The 18093-nt window shown below is 50.8% G+C and carries 15 protein-coding genes and 1 tRNA gene; 10 read left to right on the plus strand and 6 right to left on the minus strand.

Annotated elements, in window-relative coordinates; genetic code table 11:
• Positions 1–191 precede the first annotated feature (191 nt).
• Positions 192–2780: an ATP-binding protein gene (locus M2374_RS11485; RefSeq protein ID WP_181688510.1), complete on the plus strand. Its 2589-nt coding sequence runs from the start codon at positions 192–194 to the stop codon at positions 2778–2780.
• 52 nt (positions 2781–2832) lie between these two features.
• Here M2374_RS11485 and M2374_RS11490 read toward each other — a convergent pair whose 3' ends face one another.
• Positions 2833–4086, minus strand: a complete 1254-nt coding sequence (locus M2374_RS11490; protein ID WP_181688511.1) for a phage integrase central domain-containing protein — start codon at positions 4084–4086, stop codon at positions 2833–2835.
• A gap of 163 nt (positions 4087–4249) precedes the next feature.
• Positions 4250–4334: transfer RNA gene (locus tag M2374_RS11495), tRNA-Leu, on the minus strand.
• A 289-nt stretch (positions 4335–4623) separates the two neighbouring features.
• On the opposite strand from M2374_RS11495, the gene M2374_RS11500 reads away from it, so the two are divergent.
• From M2374_RS11500 to M2374_RS11510, 3 genes are all read left to right on the plus strand, one after another.
• Positions 4624–5637: an HNH endonuclease domain-containing protein gene (locus tag M2374_RS11500; RefSeq protein ID WP_146717598.1), complete on the plus strand. Its 1014-nt coding sequence runs from the start codon at positions 4624–4626 to the stop codon at positions 5635–5637.
• Positions 5637–6218, plus strand: coding sequence for a bifunctional 2-polyprenyl-6-hydroxyphenol methylase/3-demethylubiquinol 3-O-methyltransferase UbiG (locus M2374_RS11505; RefSeq protein WP_096758481.1), 582 nt, complete (start codon positions 5637–5639; stop codon positions 6216–6218). The genes M2374_RS11500 and M2374_RS11505 overlap by 1 nt, the downstream gene beginning before the upstream one ends.
• Positions 6219–6292: 74 nt before the next feature.
• Positions 6293–7312, plus strand: coding sequence for an NAD(P)-dependent alcohol dehydrogenase (locus M2374_RS11510; RefSeq protein ID WP_135912653.1), 1020 nt, complete (start codon positions 6293–6295; stop codon positions 7310–7312).
• 31 nt (positions 7313–7343) lie between these two features.
• Here M2374_RS11510 and idnK read toward each other — a convergent pair whose 3' ends face one another.
• Positions 7344–7865, minus strand: coding sequence for a gluconokinase (gene idnK, locus M2374_RS11515; RefSeq protein WP_096758483.1), 522 nt, complete (start codon positions 7863–7865; stop codon positions 7344–7346).
• A 217-nt stretch (positions 7866–8082) separates the two neighbouring features.
• On the opposite strand from idnK, the gene idnD reads away from it, so the two are divergent.
• The 5 genes from idnD (at position 8083) to M2374_RS11540 (ending at position 13936) form a co-directional block, all read left to right on the plus strand.
• On the plus strand, positions 8083–9126 hold the full coding sequence (gene idnD, locus M2374_RS11520; protein ID WP_181688512.1) for an L-idonate 5-dehydrogenase: 1044 nt from the start codon (positions 8083–8085) through the stop codon (positions 9124–9126).
• Between the two features lie 11 nt (positions 9127–9137).
• Positions 9138–9902, plus strand: a complete 765-nt coding sequence (gene idnO, locus M2374_RS11525) for a gluconate 5-dehydrogenase (RefSeq protein WP_096758485.1) — start codon at positions 9138–9140, stop codon at positions 9900–9902.
• Positions 9903–9984: 82 nt separating this feature from the next.
• Positions 9985–11304, plus strand: a complete 1320-nt coding sequence (gene idnT, locus M2374_RS11530; protein ID WP_016155581.1) for a gnt-II system L-idonate transporter — start codon at positions 9985–9987, stop codon at positions 11302–11304.
• Positions 11305–11355: 51 nt separating this feature from the next.
• On the plus strand, positions 11356–12354 hold the full coding sequence (locus M2374_RS11535; RefSeq protein WP_181595935.1) for a LacI family DNA-binding transcriptional regulator: 999 nt from the start codon (positions 11356–11358) through the stop codon (positions 12352–12354).
• A 79-nt stretch (positions 12355–12433) separates the two neighbouring features.
• On the plus strand, positions 12434–13936 hold the full coding sequence (locus M2374_RS11540; RefSeq protein WP_181688513.1) for a helicase HerA-like C-terminal domain-containing protein: 1503 nt from the start codon (positions 12434–12436) through the stop codon (positions 13934–13936).
• A 122-nt stretch (positions 13937–14058) separates the two neighbouring features.
• Here the strand turns inward: M2374_RS11540 and lptG are convergent, their stop codons facing one another.
• The 3 genes from lptG to M2374_RS11555 all read right to left on the minus strand — a co-directional run bounded on the left by lptG (position 14059) and on the right by M2374_RS11555 (position 16354).
• Entirely contained in the window at positions 14059–15141 is a 1083-nt protein-coding gene (gene lptG, locus M2374_RS11545; protein WP_115259560.1) for an LPS export ABC transporter permease LptG, read from the minus strand.
• On the minus strand, positions 15141–16241 hold the full coding sequence (lptF, locus tag M2374_RS11550; protein WP_115259561.1) for an LPS export ABC transporter permease LptF: 1101 nt from the start codon (positions 16239–16241) through the stop codon (positions 15141–15143). The genes lptG and lptF overlap by 1 nt, the downstream gene beginning before the upstream one ends.
• Positions 16242–16303: 62 nt before the next feature.
• On the minus strand, positions 16304–16354 hold the full coding sequence (locus tag M2374_RS11555; protein WP_212723231.1) for a hypothetical protein: 51 nt from the start codon (positions 16352–16354) through the stop codon (positions 16304–16306).
• 153 nt (positions 16355–16507) lie between these two features.
• Between M2374_RS11555 and pepA the strand changes: the two genes are divergently transcribed.
• Complete coding sequence (gene pepA, locus M2374_RS11560; protein ID WP_115259562.1) at positions 16508–18019, plus strand: leucyl aminopeptidase; 1512 nt, start codon at positions 16508–16510, stop codon at positions 18017–18019.
• The last annotated feature ends 74 nt before the right edge of the window (positions 18020–18093 follow it).

An 18093-nucleotide genomic window follows, 5' to 3' on the forward strand; every position in this document is an offset into this window, starting at 1 on the left:
AAGCGCCCCAGGAAGCGTGCAGGCGTGGCGGGGAGAGCATTGCGCGCCAAACACGCAAGTGAATTATTTAGTAATAAAAACAGATATATGTGATAAGATCGAAATACCAACGAAAAGCATAAATGGCTAATATATCTCTCCTTATTGAAAGCAACCAAATAGAAATCATTTCGCATTAAAAAGGAACTAATATGATAAATGCTTTTGAAAAATCCAACCTTTGGCAATCAACTTTGGGTTTGACCGACAATGAAGATATAGAAAGATTGAGGAATAGCTATTTTGATTTTAGAAGAAAAATAGAACCTTTAGTAAAAAACATTGAATTTGAACTCCCTGGATTAACCATACATGATATATCTCACATAGATTCACTTTGGGAAGTAGCAGATCAAATAATAGGTAAGGATTCTTATTTAAACCCAATAGAAGCATATGTTTTAGGTGGCTCATTCCTATTACACGATGCCGCTCATGTAAGTGCAGCATACAATGGTGGCTTCACTGCTTTAAAAGAGAGAGATGAATGGAAAGACCTCATCGCACTAAAATTCAAAAATATTGAACCAGAAAAAAATTCTGAATTAGAAAAAATGGCTTTATTTGAAATTATTAGACAATTACATGCAAAACAAGCAAGAAATTTAATTCAACAATCTTGGAAATCTGAAACAAACCAAAACTATTATTTCCTAATAGCTGATGAAGAGATTAGAGACTATTATTCAGAAATAATTGGTGAAATAGCCGAAAGTCATCATTGGCCAGCAAAAAAAGTCAATGACAATTTCTCAGGAAGAATAATTAACCCCCCAGCATTCTTCAAAAATACAAACTGGGAAGTCGACCCTCTCAAAATTGCATTTATTTTGCGTACAACAGATGCAACACATATAGATTCCAGAAGAGCACCCACCTATTCTTACAACATTCTTACTCCACAAGGCATTTCAAAAGACCATTGGCATTTTCAAAATAAAATTGGTAGAGCAAAATTGGTTGATGGAGGAAATCTAAGAATATCATCGGGTTCCTCATTTAATGAAGACGAACGCAATGCATGGTGGTTAGCTTTCGATACAGCAAGAATGATTAATAGAGAACTTAAAGATGCTAATAGTTTTTTAATCGAATCAGGTCGCCCTCCCTTAGGTGCTAACTCCGTATTGGGAGCAGAATCACCAACATCTTTTTCAAAATATGTTTTAGCAAACAATTGGGATCCTGAGGATATTTCAGTTCATGTGAGCAATCTGCCAAGACTAATTTCAACATTAGGAGGGAAAGCACTATATGGAGAAAATAAATACGTAGCATTAAGAGAATTAATTCAAAATGGGTTCGACGCTATCATCGCAGCTCGAAACTTAGGCTATCTTGAAAGTTTTGAAGGTCATATTACTATCCAACTAAATAGAATTGATAACAACAGTTGGATGTTAGATATATCTGACAATGGATTAGGAATGAGTAGATATGTTTTATCTGATGTTCTTCTCGATTTTGGGAAATCATTATGGAACCATGATACAGTTAGGTATGAACACCCAAAACTTGCACAAACTGGTTTTAATTCCATCGGTCAATTTGGCATTGGTTTTTACTCAGCATTCATGATATCCAACTATGTAAAGGTCATAACACATCGATATAAGCTCAAATCTGATGAATCTAACTCCCATTGGAAATTAACTTTCCCTAACGGTCTGGAAGAAAGACCATTTATTTCAAAACCAAGTGAACAAGAAGAGTTAAAAAAGCATGGCACTACCATATCACTTAGAATTGAAAATGAAACTCTAAATGATTTATTGATACCAGAGGAAGAGGAAATAATTAGTGAAGAGGAAATAATTAGTGAAGAGGAAATAATTAGTGAAGAGGAAATAATTAGCGAAGAGAAAATGCAGGGTAAACTTAAAAAAATCATCAAATGGATATTCCCTGCCTGTGAAATAGATATTTATCTAATCACAAAAGAAAAAACAGAAAAAATAATAAGCGCAAGTGATTGGTTAGAAATATCTGATATAGATCTACTTAGAAGAATACACAATAAAAGTAAAGAAAAAAAACTTTATCCATTAAAAGTTAATGGGCGTACTGTTGGACGTTTAAGAATCACTAGCCACTATTATTTTCTAATTAATGAGTACCCACCTTTAATTGTATCCTACAAAGGGGCTCGTGCAGGACAAATTTATGGCCTTGATGGTTTATGCTTATCATTCGAAAATAATGAAAAAGCAGAGAGAAATGATGCTTTACCAAACTATCCTCTTGAAAGCTGGATTGATTGGGCTAGAGAAATTGTCAGTTCAGAATCAATGCTCTCGATTGATCTTTTACTTAAACTTCACATTCTCTTGCCAAATGACGATCTAAATGTTTGGTTTATAAGCAATAAAAGATGTTCATTATCAGATATTAAAAACTTTCTGATTTCCTCAGATGAAATTCTCTTTCATATCGGCGATCTGGATTACGATGACGATGATAGTGTAAGAAAAACAGATTTCGAACGTGATCTAATACTCGAGAAAAATGTCATAGTTAGCCATTCAAATAGTGTTTATCATTTCAACGAAGCATTCACATTTGATAAGGTAATTGAAAAATACAATCTCCCTAGAGTTAGTTATGTAGAAAAACTTGAAGATTTAATTAAAGAGATTTGGGGAGATTTTGAAGAGAAAGAGGAATACGAAGTCATTGGATTAGTAAACAACACTAAAATAATGAGAAGTGTGACAAAATACTCTAAAGTTACTTTTAAGTAAAAAAAACGCATTGCAGCGATAAATTAGGAAATCGTTGCAATGCTTTTGACTATCATAATTTAGCAAACTCAAAGGGCGTTACTGGCATAAGTTTGTTTATATCAAGGTAATCAGCCCACCATTGAACCATTAACCTACGCTCATCTAAATGTTCAGAAGTATGGATATAAGCCGCACGCACATTATTACGCTCAGAGTGACTCAACTGGCGTTCTATCGCGTCATCACTCCACAATCCTGATTCTCCTAAAGCACCACGAGCCATCGTTCTAAATCCATGCCCGCAAACTTCAGTTTTCGTGTCATAACCCATCGCGCGCAATGCGCTGTTTACTGTGTTTTCACTCATAACCTTAGTTGCGTCATGATCACCCGGAAAAAGCAGCTCTTTATCACCACTAATCTGCTTTAACTGACTTAGCAAAATCATCGCTTGTCGGCTAAGAGGAACAATATGCTCCTCTTTCATTTTCATCCCACGGTACGAGTAACGCACACCCTTAATTTCCTCTCGTTTTGCAGGTACACGCCAAAGAGATTTATCGAAGTCAAACTCATCCCAACGGGCAAAGCGTAACTCACTAGAACGTACAAAAGTTAGTAAGGAAAGCTCAACCGCTATCCGTGTCATTACACGGCCACGATATGCAGCAAGACGTGCAAGAAACTCAGGAAACTGGCTAGAAGGTAAAGCGGGATAATGCCGCGCTTTGGTTGTCGATAACGCACCTGCCATATCACTGGCTGGATTAGAGTCGATGTAATCGTTCTGTACGGCGTAACGCATTATGGCCGTGACCCGTTGTTGCAGGCGTTGAGCTACATCGTGTTTACCACTGGCATCAACTTTTTTAATCGGGGCTAACAGGTGACTGGTTTTTAGCTGGCGAATGTCGGACGAACCGATATGAGGGAAGATATAAAGCTCAAGATAGCGAAGAACGCGCGATCGATGGTCTTCACTCCATCGCTTGTTACTGGCATGCCATTCGCGAGCAATGGTTTCGAAAGTATATACACCCGAATTCTCGGCCAGAGCTTCTTTATGTTCTGCTTTTGGGTCAATGCCCTGCGCTAACAGCTTTTTAGCTTCATCGCGCTTTGCTCTTGCCTGAGCAAGCGTCACAGTAGGCCAAACACCAAAAGCGAGGCGATCCTCTTTTTTGTCTGAGGGGCGTCTGTATTTCATACGCCAGTATTTAGAACCCTTGGCCGAAACCTCCAGATACAAACCGCCGCCATCGGCCATTTTGTAGGTTTTGTCTTTTGGCTTTGCGGTCTCGACCTGTCTGGCGTTGAGCTTCATTTGGGGGCACATTTCTAATCGAAGTTAAGATGCCCCCAATTATGCCCCCAATGACATCCGGATTTCAACGGACAACCTCGGACGACTCAGGACGTAAAAATCGCTGCAAGCATTGATTTTAAAGGGATAATTGGACTTTCTCGGATGGTCTTGGAAGTACTAATGGTGCCGAAGGCCGGACTCGAACCGGCACGTATTTCTACGGTTGATTTTGAATCAACTGCGTCTACCGATTTCGCCACTCCGGCACGGAAGGGATGCGGAAAACGTTGTGGATTATACCTGTCGCACGCCACCATGCAAGCGGCAGCGCACGATAGTCGCGCTAAGTGTTGAAAAAAACAGCGCCATTGCGGTTCGATCGCCCACGCGCCCTTCTTCCTCCCGCTATTCTCATCTCTAACCTGAATTTTTCCGGAATTTACCTCGCAAAAAAATGCAACGTGACCCGCTCGGTTTACATTTGCTGCTGTTTACTATGAGATGTCGTTACTGAATCCAGTAATAGCAGTTACCAACCGTTCTCAGGACACCGTTATGCGTTTCTATCAGGTTGAACCCACGCTGGAAAACTACTGGCGCGGGATTATCCTCTTTGGCAAGAATGTGGCTTCCTACAAGTTTGCGCTCGCCCATGCATTGCACGAACTCAAACCTGATGGCAGCGATCTCATCACGCTTGAAGATCTGGCTGTACCGTTCAGCAGCCATTTGTGCCGCCATCTCAGACATGCGCCAAAGCAGATAACCTCACGCAGCAGCCAGTTTATTGCCGCCTGTACGCAATTTAATAACGGCGAGATCACGCGTGATGAACTCACCGCCATCACGGTCCGGCAGGGGTTTAATAACGTGATTGATGCCTTTCACAATGTGAATCAGGGCGAAATTGAAAAACGCTTTTTTATTGATGAGCGTAAAACGCATAAAGGCATCCGGATGACGGATAATTTCTACAATCTGGGTGAGCGCCTGCAATACCGAAACCTTATTTTTGAAACAGATGCGCGCTGGAACCTCGTCGAACAAGCCTGGGCAATGAATATCTCCAGCCACCTGATAAATGTCGAGTATGACAACGATGACCAAATGCTGTTTAGCAGGAACAGTGACCGGCGGGTGACGATCTCCAGCTGTCGGGACAGCCTTAACGGTTATCAGAAGGGGCGCTGCTTCTACTGTTTTGCGCCTATTAGCTTGCTCCCTGGCGACGACACCTTTGCCGATGTTGATCATTTTATCCCGTGGAAAGTTCGGGGACAGGTCGCAAATATCGATGGCGTCTGGAATCTGGTACTCGCCTGCAAAGAATGTAACCGGGGTGGGAAAGGCAAATTTGCCCAACTTCCCTCACCCAGGCTACTTCAGCGTCTTCGGGACAGAAATGAATATTTCATAAACAGCCATCTCCCACTGCGTGAAACATTGATTCGCCAGACGGGCGCGACCCCGACGCTGAGAAACACATTTTTGAACGACAGCTGGAATGAGGCGCTTAAAATACTCTTTCACCAATGGGAACCCCTTGCACAAGGAACGGATACATTCTGATGACTCTCGAATATTACCAGCGCCACGCGCAGGATTTTTTTAGCTCTACGGTTAATGTCGATATGGAATCGCTTTATCTCCCCTTCCTGCGACACCTCCCGCAGAGCGGACGTATTCTGGATGCAGGCTGCGGCTCCGGCCGTGACAGTAAAGCCTTCCTGGAAAAAGGTTATCAAGTCGAAGCATTCGATGCCTCTGCAGAAATGGTTAACCTTGCCAGCCAGCATACCGGACTGTGCGTCAAACAGATGACATTTAACGATATCGCCGACACCGAACGCTATGATGGTATCTGGTGCTGTGCATCGTTGCTGCATGTGAGCGCCGAAGCGTTACCCGGTGTAATGAGCAAACTCGCTCACGCGCTTAAAACCGGGGGGATATGGTATGTCTCGTTCAAATACGGCGAAACAGAAAGAGTGAAAGACGGCCGTCACTTTACCGATCTCACCGAGCAGGGACTGGAAAAGCTGATCGCACCGCTGAGCGATATCACGCTAATCAGCAGTTGGACGACGCTCGATAAGCGTCCTGACCGCGACGAAATGTGGCTCAACGCATTGCTGCAGAAAAGGCCCTAATCCCCCCTTCTGCGAAGCACCCTATTTCCCCATGCTCTACACTTCCTGTTCAACACCACACTGAGGGAAACACGATGTCGATGATAAAAAGCTACGCCGCAAAAGAGGCGGGCAGCGAACTCGAACTCTATGAATATGATGCGGGCGAGCTAAAGCCGGAAGATGTCGAAGTACAGGTCGAATACTGCGGTATCTGCCATTCTGATTTGTCGATGATCGACAACGAATGGGGGTTCTCTCAGTATCCGCTGGTTGCCGGGCATGAGGTGATTGGTCGCGTGGCGGCGCTCGGCAGTGCGGCGCAGGATAAAGGCCTGAAGGTCGGCCAGCGCGTCGGCATCGGCTGGACGGCACGCAGTTGCGGGCACTGCGATGCCTGTATCAGCGGTAATCAGATTAACTGCCTGGAAGGTGCCGTTCCCACGATCCTCAATCGTGGCGGCTTTGCCGAGAAGCTGCGCGCAGACTGGCAGTGGGTGATCCCGCTGCCGGAGAGCATCGATCATGCGGCTGCCGGTCCATTGCTGTGCGGCGGCATCACGGTGTTCAAACCGCTGCTGATGCACCACATCACCGCCACCAGCCGCGTCGGGGTGATTGGTATCGGCGGCCTGGGGCATATCGCCATTAAGCTGTTACACGCGATGGGGTGCGAAGTCACCGCGTTCAGCTCCAACCCAGCGAAAGAACAGGAAGTGCTGGCGATGGGGGCCGATAAAGTGGTTAACAGCCGCGATCCGGAGGCGCTGAAAGCGCTGGCGGGCCAGTTCGATCTCATTATTAATACGGTTAACGTCGATCTCGACTGGCAGCCCTATTTTGAAGCGCTGGCCTACGGCGGTAATTTCCACACCGTCGGCGCGGTGCTGAAGCCGCTGCCGGTGCCGGCGTTTACTTTAATTGCCGGCGATCGCAGCGTCTCCGGTTCGGCAACCGGCACGCCGTTCGAACTGCGCAAGCTGATGAAGTTTGCCGGGCGCAGCAAGGTATCGCCAATCACCGAGCAGTACCCGATGTCGAAAATCAATGAAGCTATCCAGCACGTGCGTGACGGCAAAGCCCGTTACCGCGTGGTGCTGAAAGCCGATTTCTGATGCGGTGGCTCAGTCCCGTAAGGGGCTGAGCTTATTGCCCATGACGAAATGCGAGCACCGCCTGGCGGCACTGTTCCGTCACATGCTCGATGTCATGGTTCACGTCGATGCGGGCAATATCGCGTTCATCTTCCTGCGGGCACTCCAGCGCGTCGAACTGACTTTTTAGTAATCCCACCGGCATAAAATGACCTGCCCGACGCTGCATGCGCGCCAAAATAGTCTCGTAATCGCCATCCAGCCACAAAAAATGCACATTCGGGCTGCCCTGGCGCAATATATCGCGATACTGTTTTTTTAATGACGAGCAGACAATAAATCCGGTTTCATTCTTTTTATACAGGCTGTATGACGCGTCATTTAACCGTTCTAACCACGGCAGCCGGTCTTCATCAGTTAATGGAATACCTTCCGACATTTTATCAATATTTTTGGCGGGATGGAGATCGTCACCATCTATGAATTTAGCGGATAATACGGCGGCAACTTTGCTGCCAATGAGTGATTTACCGCTACCAGAAACGCCCATCAAAATATAACTTTCCCCAGCCATCTAAAAAACTCCAGATTCATATTCCATGGCGCGATATTACGCCTTGCTGATGGGGAAATTCACGCTTTTTCAGTACCACGGAGCAGATTTACAAGGCGCATCACGTTATGCGTAACATTGTAGTGTAACAATTTTCCAGCGTGATCTTCATCACAAATAATAACAATTAAAACCGTTTAAATGCTGCCGAGGTTACTACCTGACCAGTGAGGAATTTATGCAAGTCAAAACCCAATCCTGCGTTGTCGCGGGTAAGAAAGCTGTTGCCATTACCGACCAAAATATTGAATGGAATAATAAAGGAACGTTAGTGCAAATTACCCGAGGGGGAATTTGTGGTTCCGATTTACATTATTATCAGGAAGGCAAAGTCGGTAATTTTACCGTTAAAGCCCCGATGATTTTAGGCCATGAAGTTATTGGTAAAGTGGTCAAGAGTGATTCACCTGAATTACATGAAGGTCAGGCGGTGGCGATTAACCCGTCGAAGCCCTGCGGCCACTGCAAATACTGTCTGCAGCATGAAGAAAATCAGTGTACAGAGATGCGATTTTTTGGCAGCGCCATGTATTTTCCCCATGTTGACGGCGGCTTTACCCGGTTTAAAACCGTCGATACCGCGCAGTGCATCCCCTACCCGCAGCAGGCCGATGAAAAAGTCATGGCCTTTGCCGAACCGCTGGCGGTAGCAATCCATGCCGCGCATGAAGCGGGCGACCTGCAGGGTAAACGGGTGTTTATCTCCGGCGTTGGGCCAATTGGCTGCCTGATCGTCAGCGCAGTGAAAACGCTCGGCGCAGCAGAAATCGTCTGTGCAGACGTCAGCCCGCGTTCGCTTTCGCTGGCGCAACAGATGGGCGCAGACACGCTGATTAATCCGCAACAAGACTCGCTCGACGCATGGAAAAAAGAGAAAGGCTATTTTGACGTCAGCTTCGAAGTCTCCGGCCATCCTTCCTCAATCACCACCTGTCTGGAAGTCACCCGCGCGAAAGGCGTGATGGTGCAGGTCGGCATGGGCGGCGCGGTACCAGAGTTCCCGATGATGATGCTGATCGGCAAAGAGATCGTGCTTAAAGGCTCGTTCCGCTTTACCACCGAATTCAATACCGCGGTGTCGTGGCTGGCAAATAACGTTATCGATCCGCTGCCGTTACTCAGCGCCGAATATCCGTTTACCGACCTTGAACAGGCGCTGATCTTCGCCGGGGATAAAACCCAGGCGGCGAAAGTCCAGCTCGTTTTTGAAGACATAAAATAAGGAATAGCATGATGAACGATCTTTTTTCACTGGATGGCAAAAATATTCTGATCACCGGTTCGGCGCAGGGAATTGGTTATTTACTGGCGACCGGGCTCGGCAAATATGGCGCGCAGATCATCGTCAATGACATTACGCCGGAACGCGCAGAAGCCGCCGTGGCAAAACTGCAGCAGGAAGGGATCCGCGCCGTTGCCGCGCCTTTCAATGTTACGCATAAACAGGATATCGACGCCGCCATTGACCATATCGAAAAAGATATTGGCCCGATTGATGTGTTGGTGAATAACGCCGGTATTCAGCGCCGTCATCCGTTCACCGAGTTCCCGGAACAGGACTGGAACGACGTGATTGCGGTGAACCAGACGGCAGTATTCCTGGTGTCGCAGGCGGTCACTCGTCGCATGGTGGAACGCCAGGCCGGGAAAGTCATCAACATCTGCTCCATGCAGAGCGAACTGGGCCGCGACACCATCACGCCATATGCCGCCTCAAAAGGGGCGGTAAAAATGCTCACCCGTGGGATGTGCGTTGAGCTGGCGCGCCACAATATCCAGGTGAACGGCATCGCGCCGGGCTACTTCAAAACCGAGATGACCAAAGCGCTGGTCGAAGACGAAGCCTTCACCGCCTGGCTGTGCAAACGGACACCTGCCGCACGTTGGGGCGATCCGCAGGAGCTAATTGGTGCGGCGGTTTTCCTCTCGTCCAAAGCATCCGATTTTGTTAACGGACACCTGCTGTTTGTCGATGGCGGCATGCTGGTCGCCGTCTGATACAACACAACGCAACATCACGCAGCGCCCTGGCGCTGCATTTTTGGCACACCACTCTACATAATTTATAAGAGAAAAGATTATGCCATTAATTATTATTGCGGCAGGCGTCGCGCTGCTCCTGGTCCTGATGATTGGCTTTAAAGTTAACGGCTTTATTGCTCTGGTCCTGGTAGCGGCGGTCGTCGGTTTTGCCGAAGGGATGGATGCCCAGGCCGTTCTGCACTCAATACAAAATGGGATCGGCGGTACGCTCGGCGGGCTGGCGATGATCCTCGGGTTCGGCGCCATGCTCGGAAAGCTAATCTCCGATACCGGCGCAGCCCAGCGCATCGCCACTACGCTGATTGGCACGTTCGGTAAAAAACGCGTGCAGTGGGCGCTGGTCATTACCGGGCTGGTCGTCGGTCTGGCGATGTTCTTCGAAGTCGGTTTTGTTCTGCTGCTGCCGCTGGTGTTTACGGTGGTGGCCTCATCCGGACTGCCGCTGCTGTACGTCGGCGTGCCGATGGTGGCGGCGCTGTCCGTGACCCACTGTTTTCTGCCGCCTCATCCGGGACCAACGGCGATTGCCACGATCTTCGAGGCCAACCTTGGCACTACGCTGCTGTACGGATTTATTATTACTATCCCGACGGTGATTGTCGCCGGGCCGCTGTTCTCCAAGCTGCTGACCCGCTTTGAGAAAGCGCCGCCGGAAGGCTTATTTAACCCACATCTGTTTACCGAAGAAGAGATGCCGTCGTTCTGGAACAGTATCTTTGCCGCGGTTATCCCGGTCATACTGATGGCGGTCGCCGCAGTGTGCGAAATTACGCTACCGAAGACCAACAGCGTGCGGGTGTTCTTTGAGTTTATCGGTAACCCTGCGGTCGCCTTGTTTATTGCCATCGTCCTCGCCATTTTCACCCTTGGCCGTCGTAACGGACGTACGATCGAGCAAATAATGGATATCATTGGCGACTCTATCGGCGCCATCGCCATGATTGTGTTTATCATCGCCGGCGGTGGGGCGTTTAAGCAGGTGTTGGTCGACAGCGGCGTGGGCCAGTATATTTCGCACCTGATGACCGGTACCTCACTCTCTCCGCTGTTGATGTGCTGGACGGTCGCGGCGTTGCTGCGCATCGCGCTCGGTTCAGCCACCGTGGCGGCGATTACAACCGCGGGCGTGGTGCTGCCGATTATTAACGTCACCCATGCCGATCCGGCGCTGATGGTGCTGGCAACCGGTGCGGGCAGCGTGATTGCTTCCCACGTTAACGATCCGGGATTCTGGCTGTTTAAAGGCTATTTTAATCTCAGCGTCGGCGAAACGTTGCGCACCTGGACAGTCATGGAAACGTTGATTTCCATTATGGGACTCCTTGGGGTTCTGGCGCTTAACGCCATTCTGCATTAGTTCGGCATTACCGGGGAGCACAAGCCAGCGCTCCCCGGCTCAGGAGAGAAGATGAGGAACCACAGAATTTCTTTGCAAGATATCGCCACCCTGGCGGGTGTGACCAAAATGACGGTGAGTCGCTACATCCGCTCGCCGAAAAAAGTCGCAAAGGAAACCGGCGAGCGCATCGCGCAGATAATGGAGGAGATTAACTACATCCCCAACCGCGCGCCGGCAATGCTGTTGAACGCGCAAAGCTATACGCTCGGCGTGCTGATCCCCTCGTTTCAAAACCAACTGTTTGCCGACATTCTGGCGGGGATTGAATCCGTGACCTCGGACCATAACTATCAAACGCTGATCGCCAACTACAATTACGATCGGGAGTCCGAGGAAGAATCGGTTATCAACCTGCTGTCGTACAACATCGATGGCATTATTCTTTCCGAGAAATATCACACTTTACGTACCGTGAAGTTTCTGCGTTCAGCGACTATTCCGGTAGTTGAGCTGATGGATATCCAGGGCGATCGTCTGGATATGGAGGTGGGATTCGATAACCGCCAGGCGGCGTTTGATATGGTCAGCACCATGCTGGATAAACGCCCGCGCCACAAAATCCTGTATCTGGGTTCGAAAGACGACGTTCGTGACGAGCAACGCTATCGCGGCTATTGCGATGCCATGACCCGCCGGGGTCTGGAACCGCTGCGCGTGAATCCGCGCGCTATCTCCTCCATCCATCTCGGTACCCAGATGATGCGTGACGCGCTGACTGCGCACCCGGATGTAGACGGCGTGTTCTGTACCAACGACGATATTGCGATGGGCGCGCTGCTGCTGTGCCGCGAGCGCGATCTGGCTGTGCCGGAGCAGATCTCGATTGCCGGATTCCACGGGCTGGAAATGGGCAGGCAGATGATCCCAAGCCTCGCGAGCGTGATCACCCCACGTTTCGACATTGGTCGCATGGCGGCGCAGATGTTACTCAGTAAAATCAAGAACAACGACCATAACCACAACACCGTAGATTTGGGATATCAGATTTATCACGGCAATACGCTTTAAGTCATTTTCTCTCCCCTGCGCATATTCTCTTTCATCGACATTGCCTATACTCCAGGCAGGATAAATGGAGGAAATCTCAATGAGCGTACCCCTGTTAATTGCCCGCACGCCGGACACCGAACTGTTTTTACTGCCTGGCATGGCCAACCGCCACGGGCTGATTACCGGCGCGACCGGGACCGGTAAAACCGTCACCTTGCAGAAGCTGGCCGAATCGCTGTCGGAGATCGGCGTGCCGGTGTTTATGGCCGATGTTAAAGGCGACTTAACCGGCGTGGCGCAGGCTGGACTGGCGTCTGAAAAGCTGCTGACCCGTCTGAACAACATCGGTATTACCGACTGGCAGCCGCATGATAATCCGGTCACGGTGTGGGATATCTTCGGTGAGAAAGGTCACCCGGTGCGCGCCACGGTATCGGACCTCGGCCCGCTGCTGCTGGCCCGCCTGCTGAACCTGAACGATGTGCAGTCCGGCGTGCTGGATATTATCTTCCGCATTGCCGATGACCAGGGGCTGTTGCTGCTCGATTTCAAAGACCTGCGGGCCATCACTCAGTACATCGGCGATAACGCTAAATCCTTCCAGAATCAGTACGGCAATATCAGTAGCGCCTCGGTCGGGGCTATCCAGCGCGGGCTACTGTCGCTGGAGCAACAGGGCGCGGCGCATTTCTTTGGTGAGCCGATGCTGGATATCAAAGACTGGATGCGCACCGACGCCAGCGGCAAGGGGATAATCAACATCCTTAGCGCAGAAAAACTGTACCAGATGCCCAAACTGTACGCCGCCAGCCTGCTGTGGATGCTCTCCGAGCTGTACGAGCAGTTGCCGGAAGCGGGCGATCTGGAAAAACCCAAGCTGGTGTTCTTCTTCGACGAAGCCCATCTGTTGTTCAACGATGCCCCGCAGGTATTGCTGGATAAAATCGAACAGGTGATCCGCCTTATCCGCTCGAAAGGCGTCGGCGTGTGGTTCGTGTCGCAAAACCCCGCCGATATTCCGGACAACATGCTCGGTCAATTGGGTAACCGCGTGCAGCACGCCCTGCGCGCGTTCACACCCAAAGACCAGAAAGCGGTGAAAACTGCGGCACAAACCATGCGTGCCAATCCGGCATTTGATACCGAAAAAGCCATTCAGGAACTGGGGACCGGCGAGGCGCTAATCTCGTTCCTCGATGCCAAAGGCAGTCCGTCGGTGGTGGAGCGGGCGATGGTGATTGCGCCGTGCTCGCGTATGGGACCGGTAACCGACGATGAGCGCAACGGGCTGATTAATCACTCCTCGCTGTACGGCAAATATGAAGAAGAGGTTGACCGTGAGTCGGCCTATGAGCGCTTACAGCAAGGCGTGCAGGCCAGTACTGAGCAGCAAAACACACCTCCCGCCAACGGCAAAGCGGTCGCAGTGGACGACGGTATTCTCGGCGGGCTGAAGGATATCTTGTTTGGCAGCACCGGGCCGCGCGGCGGCAAGCGTGATGGTGTGGTGCAGAGCGTGGCAAAAAGCGCGGCGCGTCAGGTCACCAATCAGATTATTCGTGGCATGTTGGGAAGTTTGATGGGCGGAAGAAAACGCTAGTGCCTGTGTTACTTTGCCAGATAAGGCGTTAACGCCTTATCTGGCCTACGGGTCCTGAGTAGGCCGGATAAGCGCAGCGCCATCCGGCACTGCGTGTGACGTTGCCGGATGGCGGGCTGTAATTACGATTTACGCAGCATCAGCCACAGGCTTATCAGGAAGAAGCTGGCACTTGGCAGCAGCGCCCCGATAATCGGTGGAATACCGTATACCAGCGTCAGCGGACCAAAGATCTGGTCCAGCACGTAGAACACGAAACCGAAGCTAATCCCCGTCACTACACGCACGCCCATCGGCACACTACGCAGCGGGCCAAAGATGAACGACAGCGCCATCAGCATCATCACCGCCACGGACAGCGGCTGGAAGACTTTGCTCCACATGTTGAGCTGGTAGCGTCCGGCGTCCTGGCCGCTGGACTTCAGGTACTTCACGTAATTATGCAGACCGCTGATCGACAGCGCATCCGGATCCAGCGCCACGACACCGAGTTTGTCTGGCGTGAGGTTGGTCTTCCAGGTGCCGCTCACGGTTTGTGAACCGGTAACCTGCTTCGGATCCTGCAGGTTGGACTCATCCACCTGCGACAGACGCCAGACCTTATTGTCTTTATCAAATTTGGCAGACGCCGCATAGCGCACGGACTGCAAACGACGCTGGTCGTTAAAGGTATAAATACTGATACCCCCTAACTCTTCGTCGCCCTTCACCCGCTCAATGTAGACAAAGCTGTCGCCGTCTTTCGCCCACAGCCCTTGCTGGGTAGACAGCAGCGAGCCACCGTACATCTGCTGTGCGCGGTAGTTACGCGCCATCTGTTCACCCTGCGGCGCAACCCATTCCCCGATGGCCATCGTCAACAGCACCAGCGGAATAGCGGTTTTCATCACCGACAGCGCAACCTGCATGCGGGTAAAACCGGACGCCTGCATCACCACCAGTTCACTGCGCTGGGCCAGCATGCCCAATCCCAGCAGCGCGCCGAGCAGCGCCGCCATCGGGAAGAAGATCTGAATGTCTTTAGGGGCACTGAGCAGCGTATACAGCCCGGCCCCCATCGCGTCGTAGCTCCCCTGCCCGGCCTTTTTCAACTGGTCAACAAACTTGATGATGCCGGAGAGCGACACCAGCATGAACAACGTCATCATGATGGTGGTGAAAATGGTTTTACCGATATAGCGGTCAAGTACACCAAAGGGCTGCATTATACCGCTCCTTTACGCAGAAAACGGGCACGCAAGCGGCGCACAGGCACCGTATCCCACAGGTTAAGCGCAATCGCCAGAGCCAGATAACTCAGGTTAACCGTCCACATCCAGAACACTGGATCCAGTTTCCCTTTGCCGCCGTTCGACTTCAGTGAGGTCTGGATCAGGAAGAACATCAGATACAGCAGCATGGCGGGCAGCATCGACAGTACGCGTCCCTGACGTGGGTTCACCACACTCAGCGGTACCACCATCAGCGCCATCATCGCCACCGTGAATACTAACGTGATACGCCAGTGCAGCTCCGCACGGGCGCGATCGGTGTCGGTCGTCCACAGCGTGTGCATGTCCATCTGGTCGGTATCGTTCGGATCCAGCGCCACGGCCTGATGGCCAATAATTGCCTGATAGTCCTTGAAGTCGGTAATGCGGAAGTCACGCAGCAGCGCGGTCCCTTCAAAGCGCGTACCTTCGTTCAGCGACACCACCTGGGAGCCATCGCGCAGTTGCGTCAGATGTCCGGAATCGGCCACAACCACGGAAGGACGGGCGTTACCTTTTGGGCGGATCTGCGCGAGGAACACATCTTTGAAATTACTGCCATCGACGCTTTCGATAAACAGCACCGAGCTGCCGTTAGTGGCCTGCTGGAACTGTCCCTGCGCGAGTGCCGCCATGCCGGGGTTCGCTTTCGCTTCCGCCAGCACTTCGTCCTGATGCTTTGAAGACCAGGGCCCTGCCCACATCACGTTGATCGCCGCAAAGATACTGGTAAACAGCGCCAGCACCATCGCCGCTTTCACCAGTACGGCCTTACTCAGCCCGCAGGCGTGCATCACCGTAATTTCACTTTCGGTATACAGTTTGCCCAGCGTCATGAGCAGCCCGAGGAACAGGCTTAATGGCAAGATAAGTTGCGCCATTTCTGGCACGCCCAGCCCCAGCAGCGAGAGCACCAGATTTGCCGGGATGTCACCGTCAACCGCCGCACCGAGGATCCTGACCAGCTTTTGACAAAAGAAGATCAACAGCAGGATGAATAGGATCGCAAGTTGGCTTTTGAGCGTTTCCCGTACCAGATATCTTATGATTATCACTTTAAATACGCCCGTAAAAACCCGTCTTTTGCAGGAAAATAGCTTGTTTCATGGCTTAAACGTCATTTATTCTCTTGAGTCGTCGAAATCGTCGCTAAGATCATTATACTCAACGGATCCACCTCTCAGAAATTGTTCTGACGTGCCAATGCCGTAATAACGTTAAGATTAACACGAAGTCACCGCAACAGCGGGTATGAGTTACGAAAGCTTGCAATTCTATCCGTAGCCACCGCCGTTGTCTTTAAGATTCAGGAGCGTAGTGCATGGAGTTCAGTGTAAAAAGCGGTAGCCCAGAGAAACAGCGGAGTGCCTGCATCGTCGTGGGCGTCTTTGAACCACGCCGCCTTTCTCCGATTGCAGAGCAGCTCGATAAGATCAGCGACGGGTACATCAGCGCCCTGCTGCGTCGTGGCGAACTGGAAGGCAAACCGGGTCAGACCCTGTTGCTACACCACGTTCCTAACGTTCTGTCTGAGCGCATTCTTCTCATTGGTTGTGGCAAAGAGCGTGAGCTTGATGAGCGCCAGTACAAGCAGGTTATTCAGAAAACCATCAATACTCTGAATGACACCGGCTCCATGGAGGCCGTCTGCTTCCTGACCGAACTGCACGTTAAAGGCCGTAACAACTACTGGAAAGTGCGTCAGGCTGTCGAGACAGCACAAGAGACCCTCTACAGTTTTGATCAGTTGAAGACCAACAAAAGCGAGCCACGTCGCCCGCTGCGTAAAATGGTGTTCAACGTTCCTACCCGCCGTGAACTGACCAGCGGCGAGCGCGCCATTCAGCACGGCCTGGCGATTGCCGCCGGTATTAAAGCCGCGAAAGATCTCGGCAACATGCCGCCGAACATCTGTAACGCAGCGTACCTGGCTTCTCAGGCGCGTCAACTGGCCGACAGCTACAGCAAAAATGTCGTCACGCGCGTCATTGGCGAGCAGCAGATGAAAGAGCTGGGTATGCACTCTTATCTTGCCGTCGGCCAGGGTTCGCAGAACGAGTCCTTGATGTCGGTTATCGAGTACAAAGGCAACCCGTCAGAAGACGTGCGCCCGATTGTGCTGGTCGGTAAAGGGCTAACCTTTGACTCCGGCGGTATTTCCATCAAGCCTGCCGAAGGCATGGATGAAATGAAATACGACATGTGCGGCGCGGCGGCAGTGTACGGCGTGATGCGCATGGTGGCGGAACTTCAGTTACCCATCAACGTTGTCGGCGTGCTGGCGGGCTGTGAAAACATGCCAGGCGGGCGCGCGTATCGTCCGGGTGATGTGTTAACCACCATGTCCGGTCAGACTGTTGAAGTACTGAACACCGATGCCGAAGGCCGCCTGGTGCTGTGTGACGTGTTAACCTATGTCGAGCGTTTCGAACCTGAAGCGGTCATCGACGTCGCCACCCTGACCGGTGCCTGCGTGATTGCGCTGGGTCATCACATCACTGGCCTGATGTCGAACCACAACCCGCTGGCGCACGAGCTGATTGGCGCGTCCGAACAGGCGGGCGATCGCGCATGGCGTTTACCGCTGGGTGATGAGTTCCAGGAACAGCTGGAGTCCAACTTCGCAGATATGGCGAACATCGGCGGACGCCCTGGTGGCGCGATTACCGCTGGCTGCTTCCTGTCGCGCTTTACCCGTAAGTACAACTGGGCACACCTCGACATCGCGGGAACCGCCTGGCGTTCAGGAAAAGCCAAAGGTGCAACCGGTCGTCCGGTGGCGCTGCTGTCGCAGTTCCTGCTCAATCGCGCCGGGTTTAACGGCGAAGAGTAAGTTTGCTTGATTGCCGGATGGCGCCGCATACGCGTCTTATCCGGCCTACAGTGAGTATTTAACCGTAGGCCGGA

Source organism: Citrobacter sp. JUb117, from assembly GCF_024809055.1.
In the GTDB taxonomy this organism is placed as follows: Bacteria; Pseudomonadota; Gammaproteobacteria; order Enterobacterales; family Enterobacteriaceae; genus Citrobacter; species Citrobacter gillenii.